The organism is Kitasatospora sp. NPDC051853 (assembly GCF_044452665.1).
Taxonomy (GTDB): Bacteria; Actinomycetota; Actinomycetes; order Streptomycetales; family Streptomycetaceae; genus Kitasatospora.
The window spans coordinates 48,593-66,591 of sequence record NZ_JBITBY010000005.1; the positions used below are offsets into that span (position 1 = coordinate 48,593).

Below are 17,999 nucleotides of genomic sequence, written 5' to 3' on the forward strand. Positions count from 1 at the left end.
GTGACGGCCCGGCGGGGAGCCGCGCCGGGCACGCCGGCCGCCTTCGGCGCCGTGGCGGGTCGCGCTACGCCTTCAGCGGCCCGTGGGTACCGTCCCGGAAGACGAAGACGGTCGGCTCGGCCTCGTACTGCTCGCGGAAGTGGCCTCCGTAGCCCGCCTCTTCGACGTGCGGCGCGAGCAGGTCGAGGACGGTGACGAGCCCGCCCAACTCGTCGTCGAGCCAGCAGGTGCGGCTGGACAGGCCCCAGGCGTGGAGCTCACGGCCGGCCACGAAGCCGCGGGCCTGACGTCGCAGCGACGCGAAGTCCCCTCCCGGCAGGCGGCTGTCGGGGTCCGGTTCGAGGAGCGGGTACGGGTGCTCGTCCGCGTCGAGCCCGGGCGAGCGTTCCGCCGTCAGGCCGAGGTGCCACCTCAGGGCCGCCAGGACCGCGCTGGGGGTTTCGTCCCGGAGGAAGCAGGTGAAGACGACTTCGAAGTGGAGGCTCACGGGGCCGCATTCTGCCCGGCCAGGCCGACAGTCGGGGAGGCACCGGCACCGATCGGCGCGCCCCGTCGGCCGGAGGCCCCCGTGGGGCCACTCTCGTGCCATGACAGATACGGAGTTGGGGTACGAGCCCGAGCAGTACCCGGTGACCGACGAGGCCCTGGCCCGGTGGACGGTGCGCCGGTCGGGCCGGGAGATCGTGGCGATCGAGGGGCCGTGCCCGAGGTGCGGCCACCCGACCGAGCAGCGGGTCGAGGAGCGGATCTTCACCGGCGGCGCGGGCGCGGCGGCCGCGCCCGTCGCGCCCGCGGACCGCATGACCAGGCTGTGCGGGTGCGCCTGCGGGCAGGATCATCCCGGCGCGAAGGAAGCGACCGAGCGGACGGGCTGCGGGAGTTGGTGGGTCGTCACGATCGTGCGGGCCGAGGGCCTCAAGGCCTCGGTCCGCGTCGCCCAGGACCCCAACCTGCTGCCGGCCCTGCGCGAGGCGCAGGAGATCGGCCGAACGGAGGCGGCCCGGATCCGCTCGTCGGCCGAGAAGTGGATCGCGGGGGTGAGCGCGCTCCTCGGCCTGTTCGGCCTGACCGGGGTGGTGGTGGGCAAGGACGCGTTCACCGGCCTGGACGCGGCGGCGCGCTGGGTCGCCGGCGGCGCCACCCTCCTGGCCCTCGGCCTCGCGGCCGCGGCGGTCGTCTGCTCCTACAAGGCGGCGTACCCGTTCCCCGTCGAGGTCGACATCGGCAACGACCAGCGCCTGGCGCTGTGGTTCGCGGGGCGGCGCCGGCATCTGAGGAAGTCCGTCGGCAACCTCCGGATGGGCGTCGCGCTGTCGCTGATGTCGCTGGCCGCGCTGGTGGCGGCGGTCGCGTGCCTCTGGTTCTGGCCCCGTTCCGCCCCGTCCGGGTCGCTCGTCGAGATGACCCTCGCCGACGACTCCCGGGTGTGCGGCGAGCTCCTCGACTCCAGGGCCGACCGCGAGTTGCGCGTGAGGCGGGCGGACGGCACGGTCCGGACGGTCGACGCGGCGGCCCTCGTGCGCCTCGGGAACTCCGCCTCCTGCCCGGCCTGACGGAGGATCGGACCGCGGCGGTGGGAGGCCCGGACCGCAGCGGTGGGAGGGCAGTGGGGAGTGCCCGTTCGGGCAGTGTCGCGGCACGGGCGGCGATCTCCGACGGTACGGCGTTGACAGTGCAGTTGGTCTAGTCCATTTTGGTGAGAGATCACTGTCACCCTCAACTCGATTACTTCACTGCGGCCTTGAGAGCCGTGCGGCTTTGCCATGATCAGACGGAGAGTCCCGCAGCATGCAACGAGTCTGCCTCGCCCTGCCCACCATGCGCCCGTGCCCCGAGACCATCGTGGACCTCGCCGAGGAGGCGGCCTACGCCGTCGAGGCCTTCGGGGTGGAGGTGCACCTGCTGGTCCTGGACACCACCGCCGCCGAGGCGTTCGCGAAGAACGCGGAGGCGGTGGCCGCCCTGGCGCCCGCCCCCGGCGTGTTCGTCCACCACCTGGGCGAGGAGCGGCAGCGGGAGTGGCTGCGCGGGGTGGCCGAGCGTTCCGGGTCGGGCGCCGACCCCGAGCTGCTGCTGGAGCTGATGCTGCCGCCGGCCGTCGCGTACGGCTCCTGCGTCAACCGGCTGTTCCTGGGCGCGGCGGCGCTGGACTGCACCTCGGTGCACCTGCGCAACGACGACTTCGAGTACCAGGTCGAGGACGGGCGGAAGCTCTACCCGATCCACCACGAGCTGCTCTCGATCGGCAAGCCGGCCGGCGAGGCGGTCGCCGGGGTGACCGTCTCCGAGCTGGACCCGGCGGACGCGGCGATGCCGGTGATGGTGGTCAGCGGCTCCTTCATCGGCGAACTCAACGTGGACATCGGCGAGATCCTCGAACTGGACCCGCAGGTCTACCGCGAGCTGGTGCGCCTGTGGACCCCGCCGGTGTGGCCGGAGGAGGACCGGGACGCGATGGTGGACCTGTCCTTCAAGGGCGTGGGGGCCGAGCCCTTCGACACCGACCGTTCGGTGCTCGGCGTGCCGGACATCTGGAACGTCTACATGTGCAACGTCGCGCTGGACCACCGGGCCTACGAGGTGCTGCCGCTGCTGCCCTCGGTCGACACCCTCGGCTGCGACTACGCGCTGCTGCACGCCCTGGTCCACTCCCGCACGCCCGGCGTGGTCCACAACCGCCACATCGTCAACTACTACACGCCGGAGCGCCGCGTCGGCGCGGGCTTCGTCAACTACCAGCTGCGGTTCGTGAAGCTGCTGCTCTCGATGCTGTACCTGTACCCGGTCTACGGCGGGATGATCGACCTCGGCCGCGGTCTGCTGAACGAGCGGAACGAGCTGGAGGTGGCGCCGGTCCTGGAGCTGGTGCGCGGCACCTTCGACTGGGACCGGGCCGGCAACGAGCACACCCTGGACGTGGCCGAGGCCTGCTACCGCAAGCTGGGCGGCAAGTACGCCGAGCTCGCGGACGTGGTGGCCGAGCGGCGGCAGCAGCTGCTGGACGAGGCCCAGCAGGACGCCGAGCGCTGGGCGACGCTGATCGAGGCCTGGGCGGGGATGGTCGAGGCCACCCGCGCGAAGGGGTTCGGCGCCAACTCCGCCGAGGTGACGGCCGGGTGAGCCAGGAGTACCTGATCCGGCAGCTGGCCGACGCGGACTGGGACGCCGTGGTCACGCTGGAGCACGACGCCTACGCGGCCGACGGACTGTCCGAGGGGCGGGAGGCGCTGCAGTCCCGCGCGCTGGCCTCGCCGGGGACCTGCTTCGTGCTGGAGCAGCACGGCGAGGTCCGCGGCTACCTGCTGAGCCTGCCCTACCCGCCGCTGCGCTGCCCGGACCTGGCCCTGGCGGAGTCCACGGTCTTCGAGTCCACCAACGTCCACGTGCACGACATGGTGATCGCCGAGGACCTGCGCGGACGGGACGTCGCGGAGGCGTTCATGCGCCACTTCCAGGCGCGGGCGGCCGCGTCGGGCTTCGAGGAGATCTCGATGGTCGCGGTGCGCGGCACGGACATCCTGCTGCGGCTGATGGGCTACCGCGCGCACAAGGAGGTGGCCGTCCCCGAGTCCTACGGACGGCGGGCGGTCTACATGTCGATGCCGGTGACGGCGATCTGACGACACCGGCGGAACGCGCCGGGCCGGGGCACCCCTCGCGGATGCCCCGGCCCGGCGCGTTCCGCCGTCACGGCAACTCGGGTGCGCACCAGGAGTACTGACGGACCATCAGGGGCGTGTCCCGATCGGCTGCGACCGCCGCGCGGTACGGGCCCGGCACCGGGACGTCGGCCAGCCGGAGCGGCCCGGGGCCCAGCGTGCCCGCCTCCGGCAGGTGCAGCGGCGAGGGGCCGGCCAGCGCGAGGCCGAGCCCCTGGGCCAGCCTGCCCCCGTACACCTTGACGCAGGCCTCCCGGCGGCACCAGAGCCGGGTGAAGTGCTCGGCGCCCTCGGCCGGCGTGGGGGCGTCGAGGACCAACGCGGCGTCCGTGGGCGGGAAGTGACGACGGGCGATCCGCGCGCCGACACCGGGCGGGCGGAGCTCCTCGACGTCCACACCGACCCGGCGCCCCTCCGCGACGGCCAGGACGGCCAGCGCCCCCGACCCGGACCAGTTGACCTGGAGCGGTGCGGGGGTGACGGGGGAGGGTTTGCCGTGCGGGCCGTACTGCCAGGCGAGTCGGGCCGCATCGATGCCGAGCCGCCCGGCGACGAGCAGGCGGACGGCGCCCCGTGCGACGGTGAAGCGCGCGCCCTGGACGGGGTCGTGCGCCGCGTCGGCGCGGGCGCGCTCCCCGGGGTCCAGCAGGCCGCGCAGGCGGCGTACGACGGCCGGGGGCTGGTCCGTCGGGATCACCCAGACGTCGACCGGCTCCCCCGCGGCGGAGGCGTTCACGGGAGCGTCAGGGTGCTGAGCCGGCCCAGCTGCCGGTCGTGGTCCGCCACCAGCAGCGGGCCGCCGCCCTCGGGGTGCCGCGCGAGGTGGTCGGCCAGCAGGCTCCAGACCCCGGTGAACGGCTGCCCGGGCGGTGCCGCCACGGCGTCGTCCGGCACCCCGTCGGCGCCGAGGCCGGAGGCGAGCAACAACCGTGCGCCCGGGCCGAGTTCGCGGTGCGCGGCGAGCACGGACGACAGGGCGGCCGGGCCGTCCGGCTGCGCCTCCTGACGCACCCTCAGCCCCTCCCCCGCGCCCTCCTCGCAGACCAGCACCACGGCCTGGTGCCGCTCCGGCAGGACGGCCGGCCCGGGTGTCTCGTAGTGCAGGACGCTCTGCTCCGCCAGGACGACCACGGCCCGGCGGCTGCCGCCCGTGCGCTGGTGGGCGGCGGCGAGCCGCAGGGCGGTGAAGGCGGCGGCGCTGCCCTGGTCGCAGACCGCGAAGGCCGTCGGCTGCCCGGGGCAGTGGCGGCTGAGGTGGAGCGCGGAGGGGGCGGCGGGCCGTACGTCGTGGGAGGAGAAGGCGAGGATCAGCAGGTCGGCGGGCTCGTCCTCGGCGAGGACCTTCCCGAGCAGGCCCGCGGCCATCTCCCCGTAGTCGTGGCCGGCGCCCTCGGCGAGCAGGTCCTCGCGCAGCGGCAGGCCGTACGGGCGGACCAGGTCGCCGAGGAAGGTGCGCAGATCGGGGTGGAGCGAGGCCTCGGAGCGGCCGTCGAACCCGGCGGCGAGCGCCCTGGTGACGCGTGGTCCGCGCCGGTCGAGGGCGGCGGGGCGCACCGGGTCAGTCCTCCTCGACGATGTGCCCGACGACGTAGTCGGCGAGCTTGTCGATCGAGCGCAGGTCGTCCAGGCCGAGCCGCTCGACGTTGACCTGGATGTCGAGCGTCTCCTCGATCTCCAGGACCAGTTCGATGGTGCCGACCGAGGTGAGGCCGAGGTCGTCGAAGAAGCAGACGTTGTCCAGGTTCTCGGGGAGCTCCTGGTTGAGGACGCGCGGCAGCGCCTCCTCGATGCCGCGGCGGATGCGCAGGCGCAGCTCTGCGTCGACCGGTTCGGTGGTGGAGAGGGCGGAGTCTGACATGGGTGGTGGACCGTCCGTGGTGGGCGAAGGAGGAGGCGGGTGCCGGGCGCCGCAACAGCCGCCCGCCGCGGCAGGTCAGTGCCGCAGGACCATGGCCGAGAAGGTGGCGCCGATGCCCGCGGCGGCGATCAGGTAGTGATCGCCCGGCCGGAGCGCTCCGCCCGTGGTGGCGGTGCGGAGGTTGACGAAGGCGTCTGCAGCCAAACTGTGCCCCACCGCGGGCACGTTGTCCAGCAGCACCCGTTCGACCGGGAAGCCCGTCTCGCGGCAAATCATGCGCCAGGAAGCCTGGTTGACGTTGTGCGGAAGCAGCAACGCGATGTCCGAGAGGTTTAGACCAGCCTGGTCGACCGCGGCCCTCAGGGTCTCGATCATGGTGGGCTGGTACTCCCGCTGGTAGCGGGTCAGCAGCTCCGGGTCCTCGGCCAGCCGGCCGTCGAACTCGGGCCGCTGGCGCACCACGTAGGAGACCACCCGGTCCCGGGCGCCGTCGGCGCTGACCAGACAGGCGGCCGAGGCCTCCGCGCAGATCGAGGTGTCCGGGACGAGCTGGGCGTCCCGGGTGAAGGTCTTCTCCCCCGCCACCACCAGGGCCAGCGCCGAGGGGTCGCCGTCCTCCGCCAGCAGCCGGCCGGCCAGGTCGACGGCCAACAGCGAGGTCGCGCAGGCCTGTTGGGTGACGGTGAACACCTCGGCGCGGGTGAGGCCGAAGCGTTCCGCCAGCTCCTGCACGGGGTTGAGCGGGTAGGGCGCCACGACCGGCATGCCGCGTGCGTGCAGCAGGTACCGGACCCGGTGTTCGTTGCCGCGCAGTTCGGGCAGGGCCCGGACGGCGGCGTCCAGCAGGTCGGGCAGCGTCCCGTCCGGGTCCAGGCGCACCTGGTCCAGGCCGTGGAAGCGGCGGAAGAGTCGAAGTTGACGTGGGGTCAGGCCGATCCGGGCGCCCACGTCCTCGATCGACTCGATCCGTGGGGGGAGGTGGACGGCCACTGCCTCCAGTGCGGTCACCGGGCTAGTATTCCCACGCCCGGCAGGTCGCACAAGTGATCAACGACCCGGCGCCCTCCCCTTCCGCCCCCGTGCCGTCGAGCAGGTGGAGCCCCTTCATGCCTGATGTTCAGCCTTCCTTCGTACACCCCGATCTCGATCCGGAGCTGGTGTCCGCCCTGCTCGAAGCCGCCGACGCCCTGCCCGAATGGGCAGAGTCGGTGGTCCCCGAGGCTCGTCTCGACGCCGATCTGGCGCTGGACGAGAGCGAGTTCGCCGTCCTGGACGCCCTGCTGCGGGAGCGCTTCGGCGCCGACCTGGCCGCCCTGCGGGCCGGCCTGGACCTCGACGGGCTGGCCGCGCTGACCGTCGCGGACCTGGTGGAGCTGGTGCGCCGATGAGCCGCTTCCTGCTGGTGATGCCCCCGCTCGCCGGGCACGTCAACCCGGCCGCCGGGATCGCGGCGGAGCTCGCCGCACGCGGCCACGAGGTGGCCTGGACCGGTACCGAGACCGTGCTGGAGCCGCTGCTCGGCCCGCGGGCCCGGGTCTTCGGCACCGGCACCCGGGCGTTCCGGGCGCTGGGCGGCCACGGCCTGGCCTCGGTGCGCTCGCTCTGGGAGGGCTTCGTCGTCCCGTACGCGAAGTTCACCATGAAGCCGCTGGACGCCGTGGTCCGGGAGTACCGGCCCGACGTGCTGCTGGTCGACCAGTACACCCCGGCCGGCGCCCTGCTGGCGCACCGTCACGGGCTGCCCTGGGCGAGCTTCGCGCCGGGGGCGATGGAGCTGGGCCGCCCCTACCGGGCACTGCCGAAGGTGGAGGCCTGGATGACGGGCCTGCTGCGGGGGCTGTGGCAGCGGGCCCGGCTGCCGGAGGACGAGTACACCGACCCGAGGTTCTCCCTGCACCTGGTGGTGGCCACCAGCGGCCGCGCGCTGCTCGGCCCCGGCCTGCCCGAGCTCCCCCAGCATGCGCTGGTGGGACCGGTGCTGACTGAGCGTCCGGCCGACCCGGCCTTCCCCTGGGAGCGGCTGGACCCGGCCCGGCGCACCGTGCTGGTCACCATGGGCACCCTGTCGGACGCGGTCGGCGCGGACTTCCTGGACCGCACGGTGCGGGCGCTGGCCCGGTACGGCGAGGGCCTCCAGGCGGTGGTGGCCGCGTCCGCCGGTGCACTGCCCGCCGCCCTTCCGGACACCGTGGTGCAGGTCGAACGGGCACCGATCCTGGAGCTGCTGTCGAAGGGCGCGCTGGACGCGGTACTTTGCCATGGTGGGATGAACACCGTGGGCGAAGCACTGGCCCACGGCGTCCCCCTGCTCCTGGCGCCGATCCGCAACGACCAGCCCTTCGTGGCGCAGCGGGTGGCCGAGGCCGGGGCCGGTCTACGGGTGCCGTTCACCCGGGCCACCCCCGAGACCATCGCCGAGCGGCTCCGACGGGTGCTCGACGACCCCTCCCACCGCGCGGCCGCGCAGCTGATCCGGCGTGAACTGCTGGCCGGCGGCGGCGCGGTGACGGCCGCCGACCGCCTGGAGGCCCTGGCCCCGGGCGCGGCCCCGTCCCCTTCGCACTGATCCGATCCACTGTTCACAGGAGTTCTGGTTGATCCAGACCAAGGGACTGCGCAAGTCCTACCAGTCCCGCAAGGCCGCCGCCGTCGATGCCGTCCGCGGCATCGACCTGGACGTCCGGGGAGGTGAGATCTTCGGACTCCTCGGCCCCAACGGCGCCGGGAAGACCACCACCCTGCGGATGCTGGCCACCCTGATCCGCCCCGACGGCGGCGAGGCCCGGATCGCCGGGGCCGACCTGCTGGCCGACCCGGCCGGGGTCCGCCGCCGGATCGGCTACGTGGCCCAGGGCGGCGGCACCGCCGACACCGTCACCGGCCGCGAGGAGCTGGTGATGCAGGCCCGGATGTACGGCTCGTCCAAGGCCGACGCCCTGAAGCTGGCCGAGGACGCGCTCAAGGCCTTCGAGCTCACCGACTTCGCCGACCGCCCGTGCAGCACCTACTCGGGCGGCCAGCGCCGCCGGGTGGACATCGCCCTCGGCGTCATCCACTCCCCCCAGGTGCTCTTCCTGGACGAGCCCACCGTGGGCCTGGACCCGGCCAGCCGAGCCGGGGTCTGGGAGGAGATCCGGCGGCTGCGGGACGAGGGCATGACGGTGGTGGTGACCACCCACTACCTGGACGAGGCCGACGCGCTCTGCGACCGGATCGTGATCGTCGACCACGGCCGGGTCGTCGCCGAGGGCACCCCCGAGGAGCTCAAGCGGGAGGTCTCCGGGGACGTGGTGGTGCTCAGCGGCCTGGACGCCGAGGACGCCGCCAAGGCCCTGGCCGACACCCCGTACCTGCACCGCACCGAGACCCCCGCCGAGGGCGGCCTGCGCCTCTACGTCCGCGACGGCGCCACCGCCATCCCCCAACTCCTCCCCACCCTGGCCGCGGCCGGCCTGACCCCGGCCACCGTCCAGCTCCAGCGCCCCAGCCTGGACGACGTCTTCCTGGCCCGCACCGGCCGCTCCATCGAACAGTCCTGACGATCCATGAGGTCCCACCGTGAAGCTCGCCCGTGACACCTGGCTGGTCTTCCAGCGCCAACTGCTGCTGATGGGGCGCACCCCGATCTGGCTGGTCGTCGGGCTGGTCCAGCCGGTCTTCTACCTGCTGCTCTTCGCCCCGCTGCTGAAGCGGGCACTCGAACCGATGGGCGCCACCACCTACGCCGAGGCCTACCAGATCTACGTGCCGGGCCTGTTGGCGGTGCTCTGCATCTTCGGCGGGCTCTACACCGGCTTCAGCCTGCTCGGCGAGCTGAAGGCCGGCATCATCGAACGCTCCCGGGTCACCCCGGTCAGCCGGCTCGCCCTGCTGCTCGGCCGGGCACTGCGCGAGGTCGCGGCGCTGCTCGCGCAGGCGGTGGTGATCACCCTGCTCGCCCTGCCCTTCGGCCTGCGGGTCGGGCCGGTGAACCTGGTGCTGGCCTACCTGCTGATGGGCATGCTGGCGCTGATGACCTCGGCCGTCTCCTACGCCATCGCCCTGGTACTGCCCAACGACGCCGCGATGGCACCGGTGGTGAACACCGTCGCCCAGCCGATCGCCCTGCTCTCCGGGACCCTGCTGCCGCTGGCCCTGGCGCCCGTGTGGCTGCAGACCGCCGCCAAGTGGAACCCCTTCTACTGGGCGGTGGAGGGCATGCGCTCGCTGTTCTCCGGCCACCTCGGGGACCCGGTGGTCTGGCAGGGCCTGCTGGTGGTCTCGGTGCTGACGGCCGCGGCGGTGTACTGGTCGGCCCGGCTGTTCTCGGCCCGGGTACGGTAGCCCGGCACTCATTCGGCCGACAGGAGGTTCGTACACCCAGACCCCCGGCGTCCAGCGGTCGTTGGGCTGCCCCACCAGCGACGAACTCGGCACCCCCGACGGCGTCGGCCGCTTCCAGGTCTTCGACAACGGCTCGATCTACTGGACCCCGGACACCGGTGCACACGCCGTGTGGGGAGCGATCCGCCAGCGCTGGGCCGACCTGGGGTGGGAGCGCGGCTACCTGGGGTACCCCCTGAGCGACGAGATCACGAATCCCGACGGCTACGAGCGCGGCCACTACGGCTACCCGACCTCCGAGGAGTACCGGGAGGAGTTCGTCGGGGGGAACGAGAGCAACAACACGGGCGTACGGCAGAACTTCCAGAACGGCCGTTACATCCTCTACAGCGGCGGCCAGTCGAACGCCTTCGAGAGCTGCCACACCGCCTGTGTCGGCTACGGCGGCATCACCAACACGAAGTGGGTGAAGAAGACCGAGGTCTACATGAACCTGGCGGACCAGAACAAGCGCTCCACCCACGTCACCCCGACCGACGCCGCGTTCGCGAGCACCACGCACTCGGACACCGCTTCCAGCGACTCGGCCGACAACTGGAAGCAGGTCTGGTCCAACACCCTCATGTTCCCGCACGCCACGCAGGGCGAGATGCACTCGACCTACGAACAGCTGTACTGCCACGCGTCCTACTCCTACTCCAACGGCGACGGTGGCCACTGGGGCGGTGCGACCTGGGACCTGGAAGCCTGGCGCTACGACATGGTCCCCTACGACGCGGGCAAAGCACTCCAGACCAAGTGCAACTGGGGAGGGTGACCCCCCGACCGACCGACGTCCCCCCACCCGACCGGGTGGGGGGGACGTCGTCGTTCCCGCTACGCCGACGCCCGGACGAAGGCGGCCAGGCGGGCCACGCCCTCGGCGATCTGACGCTCGTTCAGGGCGCTGACGGAGAGCCGCAGGCGGCGTTCGCCGCCGCCCGCCGGGTAGAACGGGGCCATCGGGGTCCAGAGCACCCCGTGGTCGCGCGCGCAGCGCTCCATGGCCGCCTCGTCGGCGGTGAAGGGCACGTCGAGCACGGCGAAGAAGCCGCCCTCCGGCTCGTTCCAGGAGACGCCCAGGCGGGTGCGTTCGGCGGCCGGGAAGTGGCGCTCCAACTCGCCCAGCAGCACGGTGAGGTTGGCCGCGTAGTGGGCGGTGGCGGGCGCGTTGGCGGTGCGCAGCCGGCAGTCGTGGGTGAGCAGCATGCCGCCGATGACCGCCTGGCTGAGCGCCGGGGTGTTCACCGTGGTCATGCTCTTGAGCTTGGCCAGCTGGTCGGCGAGCAGGGTGGTGGAGCCGTCCGGTGCGGTGACCGGCTGGTCGGCGACGACGTAGCCGAGGCGGGCGCCGGGGAAGCAGGTCTTGGCGAAGGAGCCGAGGTAGACCACCCGCCGGTGGCGGTCGAGGGCCTTGAGGGTGGGCCGCTCGCCGTACGCGCGGGCGAAGAAGCCGTAGGGGTTGTCCTCGATGACGAGCAGGTCCTCCTCCGCCGCCGTGTCGAGCAGCCCGGCCCGGGCCTCGACGGGCATGCTGGTGCCCGAGGGGTTGGCGAAGTCGGGGACGACGTAGAACGCGCGCGGGCGCTTCCCCTCGGCGCGCAGGCGCCGGGCGGTGGCCGCCAGGGCGGCCGGGTCGCCCTCGGGGACGGGGACGGTGGTGATGTCCAGCAGCCGGGCCGCGCCGGTCACGCCGACGTAGCAGGGCGAGCTGACCAGCAGCACGTCGTCCGGTCCGGCGCAGAGCGCGCGCAGCACCAGCAGCATGCCCTCCTGGGCGCCGACGGTGACCACCACCGAGGCCGGATCGGCCTCCAGGCCCTCGTCGTTGGCGAGGGTGCGGGCGATCAGGTCGGCCACGATGCCCTTGGTCGGCCCGTACTGGAACAGGGTGGTGCGGACCTGGTCCTCCGTCAGGCCGCGGCCGCGCAGGTGGTCCAGGTAGACGTCGAGGTACTTCGCCACCTGACCGGTCTCGAAGAAGCCCTCGTGCGGACGGCCGGGGGCGAAGGAGAGCGCGTCCGGGTAGCGCTCGGTGACCTCGTTGAGGAAGGTCATCGCGTCCAGCAGCGGGTCCGAGAGCGATCCGTGCAGGTCGGCCAGGGACAGGTGGGTGCTCATGCGAAGGCCTCCCGCAGCCGGCCGGCGGCGTACTCCTGGGCGGCGCGGCCGTCGTCCAGGGCGCCGGCCATGGCGAAGAAGCCGTGCGGCATGCCGTCGTAACGGCGGGTCTCGGCCGGGACCCCGGCGGCGCGCAGCGCCTCGGCGTAGGCCTCGCCCTCGTCGCGCAGCGGGTCGTACTCGGCGGTGATCACCGTGGCGGGCGGCAGTCCTGACAGGTCGTCGGCCCGCAGCGGGGAGGCCAGCGGGTCGGCGCCGTCGGCCTCGGCCTTCAGGTAGTGGCCCCAGTACCAGGCCACCGAGCGGCGGTTGAAGAGCAGCGGGTCGTCGTGCTCGCGGACCGACGGGGTGTCGGCGCCGTACTCGGTGTTGGGGTAGACGAGCAGCTGGTGGCACAGGGCCGGGCCGCCCTCCGCGCGGGCCAGCAGGGTGAGCGCGGCGGCCAGGTTGCCGCCCGCGCTGTCGCCGGCCACGGCCAGCCGGGCGGGGTCGATGCCCAGCTCGGCGGCGTGCCCGGCGGTCCAGCGGGCGGCCGCGGCCACGTCGTGGACGGCGGCCGGGAAGGGGTGTTCGGGAGCGAGCCGGTAGCCGACCGCGACGGTGACGCAGCCGACGGAGTTGGTGAGGCGGCGGCAGATCGCGTCGCCGGTGTCCAGCGAGCCCAGCGTCCAGCCGCCGCCGAAGAGGTAGAGCAGGGCGGGCAGTTCGGGGGCCTCGCTCGGGCGGTGGACCCGCAGGGTGAGCGGGCCGCCGGGGCCGGGGACGGTGAACTCCTCGACGGAGTGGACCGGCTCGGGGTTCCCGGACGCGGCCTGGATCGCGGCCAGGTCGGCGGCCCGGGCGGCGGCCAGGTCGAGCGTGTACAGAGGGGGCGTGCCGGCCTCGGCGCGCCGGCGGCGCAGGGCTTCGGCCTGGGGGTGCAGTGGCAAGGGTGTGCTCCAGGGAGGTGCTGGTGGTTCGGTGCCGGTGGTTCAGTGCTGGTGGTTCAGTGCTGGGCGGGGTGCGCCAGGACGGTGGGGTCGAGGTCGGCCAGCCGGGGACGGCCCAGCAGGGCCATGGTGTCGTCGAGTTCGGCCGTCAGCAGGTCGAGGACTCCGGCGACGCCGTCCTCCCCGTCGGCGGCCAGGCCCCACAGGACCGGGCGGCCGATCAGGACGGCCGTGGCCCCGAGGGCCAGGGCGAGCGCGACATCCGTGCCCGTACGGACACCTCCGTCGAGCAGGACGGGCAGGTTCTCCGGTACGGCGGCGGCCACTTCGGGCAGAGCTGCCAGGGTCGGCAGGGCACCGTCGAGCTGCCGTCCGCCGTGGTTGGAGACCACGATCGCGTCCACGCCGTGCTCCGCGGCCAGCCTCGCGTCCTCGGCGGTGAGGATGCCCTTGAGGACGACCGGCAGGCTGCTGCGCTCGCGCAGCCAGGCCAGGTCCGCCCAGGTCAGGGTGGGGTCGAACTGCTCCTTGGCGTGGTCGGCGATGCCCGAACTCCCGTGCTCCGCACGGTGGCTGGCGGCCATCAGCGACCGGTCCAGGTTGACCGCCCGGACGTGCCCGGGGACGGCGAAGCCGTTGCGGGCGTCGCGCAGGCGGCGGCCGATCCGGGGCGCGTCCACGGTGAGCACCAGGGCGCGGTACCCGGCCGCCTCGGCGCGCTCGATCAGCGCGGCCAGGGCGTCGCGGCGGCGCAGCCAGTACAGCTGGAGCCAGAGCGGGCCGGTGGCGGCCTCGGCGATGGATTCCAGCGTCCGGCTGGCGAAGATCCCGGCGGTCATCAGCGCCCCGGAGCGGCCCGCCGCACGGGCGGTGGCGACCTCGCCCTCGGGGTGGAACAGCTGGTGGTAGGCCATGGGGGCGATGCCGACCGGGGTCCGCAGCGGGCTCCCGAGCAGGGTCAGCCCCCGGTCGGTGGCGGAGACGTCGACCAGGGTGCGCGGACGCAGACGGGCCCGTTCGAACGCGTCCCGGTTGGCGGCCAGGGTCCGTTCGGCGCCGCTCCCGCCCTGGACGAAGTCCCAGAGCTCCTCGGGGAGTCGGGCACGGGCCGCGCGTTCTACGTCGGCGAGTTCGAGTGGCTGCACGGGCTTCCCTTCCGGGCAGGCCGCACGCGGGCCCGTCCCGATTCGGCAGCGTAGCGCCGATTGGTATAGACCTTGCCTTGGCTCGATCGTCTGTGCAATCGTCAGAAACCGAACCGGCCCCGTCGATCGAGGCCGGTGTCCATGCAACCGGCCCCTCGTGGAGTGGCGTTGACCGGCTCTTCTTCCCGACCTCCCCTGCCGGCCGGGGCCTCGAACACCAAGGCCCCGCACGACTGGGTGGACCAGTTCCTCCTGGCCGGCCCCGATGACGAGGAGTGTCTTCACTTCGGCACTCCCGTCGACCGCAGGACCCTGCGCGCGCTCGTCGCCGAGCAGGCCGCGCGGCTGACCGCCGCGGGCCTGTCGGCCGGCGGCACCGCCGCGCTGCGTCTCGCACCCTCGCTCGGCTACACCGCCGCGCTGCTCGCCTGCTGGCAACTGGGCGCACAAGCCGTCCTGTTGGACCACCGGCTGACCGACCACGAGGTCGCGCTCGCCGTCCAACGGCTGGCACCCCAGGTGCTGGTGGAGTCGGCGCACCGTTCCTCGGGGACGGCCCTGCGCGGCTTCGCCGAGACCGACCCCGAACCGCGCGCCCTCCCCGGCGGCCGCCCGGCGGCGACCGGCCACGCGCTGCTCCAGCTCAGCTCGGGCTCCACCGGCCCCGCCAAGGTGATCGCCCGCACCGCCGCCGACCTGCTGCGCGAACTCGACTGCTACCGGCGCCTGGAGGCCTTCCCGAAGGCGGGCGAGCGGGTGGTCCTGCTCTCCTCGGTCGTGCACGTCCTCGGCCTGGTCGGCGGGCTGCTCAACAGCCTGCACGCCCACGTGCCGCTGACCGTCCCGGAGCGGATGACGGCGGCCGGCATCCTGGCCGCCGTCGGGCAGGACGACCGCCCCACCACGGTGATCGGCGTCCCGTTCCACGCCGAACTGCTGGCCGCCGCCACCGCTCCCCCGCCGCTGCCGCAGCTGCGCCGGATGATCGTGGCCGGCGAGCTGGTCCGCCCCGGTGTGCCCGCCGCCTTCACGGCGCGCTACGGTGTGCCGCTGGGCACCATGTACGGGATGACCGAACTCGGCGTCATCGCCACCGACTTGGACGGCAGCCTGCATCCGCAGGCCGCCCCGGTGCACGGTACGGTGCTGCGCGAGGACGGCGGCGAGCTGCACATCGCCATGGCCGGCTCGCCCTACCCCGGCCTCACCGACCCGACCCGCTGGTCCGACGGCTGGCTGCACACCAGGGACGCCGGCCGGGTGGACCCCGCGACCGGCCTGGTCACCGTGCTCGGCCGGCGCGACTCGCAGGTCTCCATCGGCGGCCTCAAGGTCGACCTCACCGAGGTCGAGCAGACCCTGGCGGCGCTGCCGCGGGTCCGCGAGGCCGTGGTGGTCTTCGCGGACGGCGCCATCGAGGCCTACCTGACCACCGATCGGACGTCCGCCCCGGACGCCGACCCGGACACCGACCAGGCTGCCGGGCAAGCCGCCGACCAGGCCGCCGTCCGCGAGGCCCTGGCCCGCGAACTGGCCGCCTACAAGCGGCCCCGGCGGCTCTCGTTCCTCCCGGCGCTGCCCCGCACCGCCACCGGCAAGCTCGTGCGCGACATCACCGCCCTGCACGAAGCCGCCGCCGGTTCGCTCTGACCCACCGCACCACCACCCGACACAGCACGAGGAGTACCACCATGCAGGAGCGCATCCACGAGTTCGTCCTCGCGGCACTCGCCGAGATGAACTACGACGTCTCCGAGGTGACCGGCGAGACCGACCTCGGCCCGGCCGGGCTGGACCTGGAGTCGCTGGCGCTCGCCGACCTCTCGGTGCAGGTCGAGGACGAGTTCGGGGTCAAGTTCGACCTCGACGAGATGGAGACCACCGCGCTGATGACGCTCGACCAGTTCACCGCCGACGTGGCCCGCCGGGTCGCCGAGGCCCCGGCCGCCGCCGGCAGCGCCGCGTGAGCACGCCCGTGCAGCCGGACCGGGCCGAGGTGGTGGAGATGCTGGCGGCCTTCGGGCAGCGTCCCGCCGACACCGTCCCCGAGGCCCTCGGCTCGCTCGAACTCACCTGGCTGACCGCCGAGTTCGAGCAGCGCTACGGGGTCGAGCTGGACCTCTCGGACGAGCAGTTCGAGGCCGTCCGCACGGTGGACGACGCCGTCGAGGTGCTCCGCGCGGCCGTTCTGGCCGCCGGAGCCGCCGGGGCCGCCGGCTCATGAGCACCAGCGCACCGCCGGCCGCCCGCCCGGTGTTCACCGGCCTCGGGGTGCTCAGCGCCTTCGGCTCCGGGCTCGCGCCGCTGACGGACGCGGCCGTGCACGGCCGGAGCGGCTTCACCGAGGTGACCCGCTTCGACGTGTCCCGGCGCGGCACCACCCGGGCGGCCCTGCTGCCCGGGGCGCCGCCGCTCGCCCGGGCGGTGGTCGACGTGGTCGCCGACGCGTGGCAGCAGGCCGGACTGCCCGGCCTGCCCGCCGGGCCCGGTGACACACCGCTGCTGCTCGCCCTGCACAGCGACCTGCGCACCGGCGAGGTGGCGGAGGCCGTGGGCAAGGGAGCCGCGGCGCTCGGCCTGCCCGAGGTCACCCGGGTCTACACCGGCGCCTGCACGGCGGCCGCCACGGCGGTGGCCGACGCCGCCGTGCTGGTCGCCTCCGGGCGGCACCCCCGGGTGCTGGTCGCGGCCGGGCACCTGGTGGAGCCGGGCGTCTTCGCCGCCTTCGACGCGGGCCGGGCCCTGGCCCGGGACGGGGAGCTGCGGCCGTTCAGCGCCGGGCGGACCGGCACCGTGCTCGGCGACGCCGCCGTGGCGGTGGTGGTCGAGGCGGAGGGCTCCGCCGAACGGCGCGGCGCCCGCCCGCTGGCCCGGCTGGCCGGCTGGGGCCGCTCCGGGGACGCCCACCACGTCTGCCGTCCGCGGCCCGACGGGGAGGGCGTGGTCCGGGCCGTCCGGGCCGCGCTGACCCGGGCCGGGGTCGCGCTGGCCGAGGTGGGCTACGTCAACGCCAACGGGACCGGATCGCAGCTCTCCGACCTGGCCGAGGCGCGGGCGCTGCGCGAGGTGTTCGGCGGCGCGCTGCACCGGCTCCCCGTCAGCTCCAGCAAGTCCGTCCACGGCCACGCCCTGGAGGCCTCGGCCCTGCTCGAACTCGCCGTCACCATCGGCGCGTTGGAGAGCGAACGGCTTCCGGTCAACGCCGGCTGGCTGGGCGCCGACCCGGAGATCGGGCTGAACCTCGTGCTCTCCGGGCCGCGCCGGGAACGCCCCGCCCACGCGCTGAGCCTCAACTCGGCCTTCGGCGGCGCCAACACCGCACTCCTGGTCGCCGCCGCATGAACCGACCGACGCGTGCGCTGCGCACCCTCGCCGGCGCGAACTGGCCGCCGCCGGACGGGGAGCGCGACCTGCCCCCACTGCCCGGCTTCACCGCCTCGACCTTCAACCCGCTGGTCGCGGCCGTCGCCGAGCTCTGCCTCACCCGGCACCGCGACGCGACCCTGGGCACTGCCGTGGGCGGCCCGGACAGCACCCCGGCCGGCCGCACCGGACTGCTGCTGGCCAGCGCCGGGGGCGACCGCGCCACGGCCCTGGCCATCGACACCGCCGCCGCCTCCGGGCGCCGGATGCCGCCGCTGCTGTTCTTCCAGTCCAACCCCAACGCCGTCCTCGGGCACGTCGCCGCCCGCTGGGAGCTGACCGGCCCGGTGGTCGCGATCAGCCCGCGCGAGGCTGCCGCACCCGGCGAAGTCCCACCGGACGCACTGGAGTTGGCCGCCCTGATGCTCGCCGACGGCGACGCCGACCAGGTCCTGGTCATCGCCGCCGAGCAGGCCGTCCGGGACGGGGAGGGCGACCACGGCACCGCCGTCCTGGTCACCTCCGCCTGACGAAGCACCACCCCACCCCGACCGACCGCGTC

21 protein-coding genes are annotated in these 17,999 nt (G+C 74.0%); 13 read left to right on the forward strand and 8 right to left on the reverse strand.

Going from position 1 to position 17,999, the window contains the following annotated elements:
* Positions 1–64 precede the first annotated feature (64 nt).
* A complete protein-coding gene (locus ACIA8O_RS15560) occupies positions 65–487 on the reverse strand; it encodes a hypothetical protein (RefSeq protein ID WP_396294311.1) in 423 nt (140 codons plus the stop codon).
* 100 nt (positions 488–587) lie between these two features.
* Between ACIA8O_RS15560 and ACIA8O_RS15565 the strand changes: the two genes are divergently transcribed.
* From ACIA8O_RS15565 to ACIA8O_RS15575, 3 genes are all read left to right on the forward strand, one after another.
* Positions 588–1,553: a hypothetical protein gene (locus ACIA8O_RS15565; RefSeq protein ID WP_396294312.1), complete on the forward strand. Its 966-nt coding sequence runs from the start codon at positions 588–590 to the stop codon at positions 1,551–1,553.
* Positions 1,554–1,788: 235 nt separating this feature from the next.
* The gene (locus ACIA8O_RS15570; protein WP_396294314.1) at positions 1,789–3,120 is read left to right on the forward strand and encodes a DUF6271 family protein; all 1,332 of its coding nucleotides are present in this window, start codon (positions 1,789–1,791) and stop codon (positions 3,118–3,120) included.
* Positions 3,117–3,620: a GNAT family N-acetyltransferase gene (locus ACIA8O_RS15575; protein WP_396294316.1), complete on the forward strand. Its 504-nt coding sequence runs from the start codon at positions 3,117–3,119 to the stop codon at positions 3,618–3,620. The genes ACIA8O_RS15570 and ACIA8O_RS15575 overlap by 4 nt, the downstream gene beginning before the upstream one ends.
* A 67-nt stretch (positions 3,621–3,687) precedes the next feature.
* On the opposite strand, the gene ACIA8O_RS15580 is transcribed toward ACIA8O_RS15575, so the two are convergent.
* The 4 genes from ACIA8O_RS15580 to ACIA8O_RS15595 all read right to left on the reverse strand — a co-directional run bounded on the left by ACIA8O_RS15580 (position 3,688) and on the right by ACIA8O_RS15595 (position 6,525).
* On the reverse strand, positions 3,688–4,395 hold the full coding sequence (locus ACIA8O_RS15580) for a 4'-phosphopantetheinyl transferase family protein (RefSeq protein WP_396294317.1): 708 nt from the start codon (positions 4,393–4,395) through the stop codon (positions 3,688–3,690).
* Positions 4,392–5,213: a hypothetical protein gene (locus tag ACIA8O_RS15585; protein ID WP_396294318.1), complete on the reverse strand. Its 822-nt coding sequence runs from the start codon at positions 5,211–5,213 to the stop codon at positions 4,392–4,394. The genes ACIA8O_RS15580 and ACIA8O_RS15585 overlap by 4 nt, the downstream gene beginning before the upstream one ends.
* A gap of 4 nt (positions 5,214–5,217) precedes the next feature.
* Positions 5,218–5,517 (reverse strand): acyl carrier protein, encoded by a 300-nt coding sequence (locus tag ACIA8O_RS15590; protein WP_396294320.1) that lies wholly within the window; start codon positions 5,515–5,517, stop codon positions 5,218–5,220.
* A gap of 75 nt (positions 5,518–5,592) precedes the next feature.
* On the reverse strand, positions 5,593–6,525 hold the full coding sequence (locus tag ACIA8O_RS15595; protein ID WP_396294321.1) for a 3-oxoacyl-[acyl-carrier-protein] synthase III C-terminal domain-containing protein: 933 nt from the start codon (positions 6,523–6,525) through the stop codon (positions 5,593–5,595).
* Positions 6,526–6,623: 98 nt separating this feature from the next.
* On the opposite strand from ACIA8O_RS15595, the gene ACIA8O_RS15600 reads away from it, so the two are divergent.
* The 5 genes from ACIA8O_RS15600 (at position 6,624) to ACIA8O_RS15620 (ending at position 10,657) form a co-directional block, all read left to right on the forward strand.
* Positions 6,624–6,905, forward strand: a complete 282-nt coding sequence (locus ACIA8O_RS15600; RefSeq protein WP_396294322.1) for a hypothetical protein — start codon at positions 6,624–6,626, stop codon at positions 6,903–6,905.
* Positions 6,902–8,083: a glycosyltransferase gene (locus ACIA8O_RS15605; protein ID WP_396294323.1), complete on the forward strand. Its 1,182-nt coding sequence runs from the start codon at positions 6,902–6,904 to the stop codon at positions 8,081–8,083. The genes ACIA8O_RS15600 and ACIA8O_RS15605 overlap by 4 nt, the downstream gene beginning before the upstream one ends.
* 28 nt (positions 8,084–8,111) lie before the next feature.
* Complete coding sequence (locus ACIA8O_RS15610; protein WP_396294324.1) at positions 8,112–9,056, forward strand: ATP-binding cassette domain-containing protein; 945 nt, start codon at positions 8,112–8,114, stop codon at positions 9,054–9,056.
* Positions 9,057–9,075: 19 nt separating this feature from the next.
* Entirely contained in the window at positions 9,076–9,840 is a 765-nt protein-coding gene (locus ACIA8O_RS15615; RefSeq protein ID WP_396294325.1) for an ABC transporter permease, read from the forward strand.
* A 61-nt stretch (positions 9,841–9,901) separates the two neighbouring features.
* A complete protein-coding gene (locus tag ACIA8O_RS15620; protein ID WP_396294326.1) occupies positions 9,902–10,657 on the forward strand; it encodes an LGFP repeat-containing protein in 756 nt (251 codons plus the stop codon).
* A 59-nt stretch (positions 10,658–10,716) separates the two neighbouring features.
* Here ACIA8O_RS15620 and ACIA8O_RS15625 read toward each other — a convergent pair whose 3' ends face one another.
* Genes ACIA8O_RS15625 through ACIA8O_RS15635 form a run of 3 tightly spaced genes read right to left on the reverse strand, consistent with a single transcriptional unit; the run spans position 10,717 to position 14,074 of the window.
* Positions 10,717–12,000: a PLP-dependent aminotransferase family protein gene (locus ACIA8O_RS15625; RefSeq protein WP_396294327.1), complete on the reverse strand. Its 1,284-nt coding sequence runs from the start codon at positions 11,998–12,000 to the stop codon at positions 10,717–10,719.
* Positions 11,997–12,929 (reverse strand): alpha/beta hydrolase, encoded by a 933-nt coding sequence (locus ACIA8O_RS15630; RefSeq protein WP_396294328.1) that lies wholly within the window; start codon positions 12,927–12,929, stop codon positions 11,997–11,999. Before ACIA8O_RS15630 ends, ACIA8O_RS15625 begins: the two co-directional genes overlap by 4 nt.
* Before the next feature lie 56 nt (positions 12,930–12,985).
* Entirely contained in the window at positions 12,986–14,074 is a 1,089-nt protein-coding gene (locus ACIA8O_RS15635) for an alpha-hydroxy acid oxidase (RefSeq protein ID WP_396294329.1), read from the reverse strand.
* 162 nt (positions 14,075–14,236) lie between these two features.
* On the opposite strand from ACIA8O_RS15635, the gene ACIA8O_RS15640 reads away from it, so the two are divergent.
* The 5 genes from ACIA8O_RS15640 to ACIA8O_RS15660 are packed head-to-tail and all read left to right on the forward strand — an operon-like array spanning position 14,237 to position 17,967.
* Positions 14,237–15,724, forward strand: coding sequence for a class I adenylate-forming enzyme family protein (locus ACIA8O_RS15640; protein WP_396294330.1), 1,488 nt, complete (start codon positions 14,237–14,239; stop codon positions 15,722–15,724).
* Positions 15,725–15,765: 41 nt separating this feature from the next.
* Positions 15,766–16,041, forward strand: coding sequence for a phosphopantetheine-binding protein (locus tag ACIA8O_RS15645; protein WP_396294331.1), 276 nt, complete (start codon positions 15,766–15,768; stop codon positions 16,039–16,041).
* Positions 16,038–16,298 carry an acyl carrier protein gene (locus ACIA8O_RS15650; RefSeq protein ID WP_396294332.1) on the forward strand — a complete coding sequence of 87 codons (261 nt, stop codon included), beginning with the start codon at positions 16,038–16,040 and terminating at the stop codon, positions 16,296–16,298. Before ACIA8O_RS15645 ends, ACIA8O_RS15650 begins: the two co-directional genes overlap by 4 nt.
* Positions 16,295–17,416, forward strand: coding sequence for a beta-ketoacyl synthase N-terminal-like domain-containing protein (locus ACIA8O_RS15655; RefSeq protein ID WP_396294333.1), 1,122 nt, complete (start codon positions 16,295–16,297; stop codon positions 17,414–17,416). The genes ACIA8O_RS15650 and ACIA8O_RS15655 overlap by 4 nt, the downstream gene beginning before the upstream one ends.
* Positions 17,413–17,967, forward strand: coding sequence for a beta-ketoacyl synthase N-terminal-like domain-containing protein (locus tag ACIA8O_RS15660; RefSeq protein ID WP_396294335.1), 555 nt, complete (start codon positions 17,413–17,415; stop codon positions 17,965–17,967). Before ACIA8O_RS15655 ends, ACIA8O_RS15660 begins: the two co-directional genes overlap by 4 nt.
* Positions 17,968–17,999: the final 32 nt, after the last annotated feature.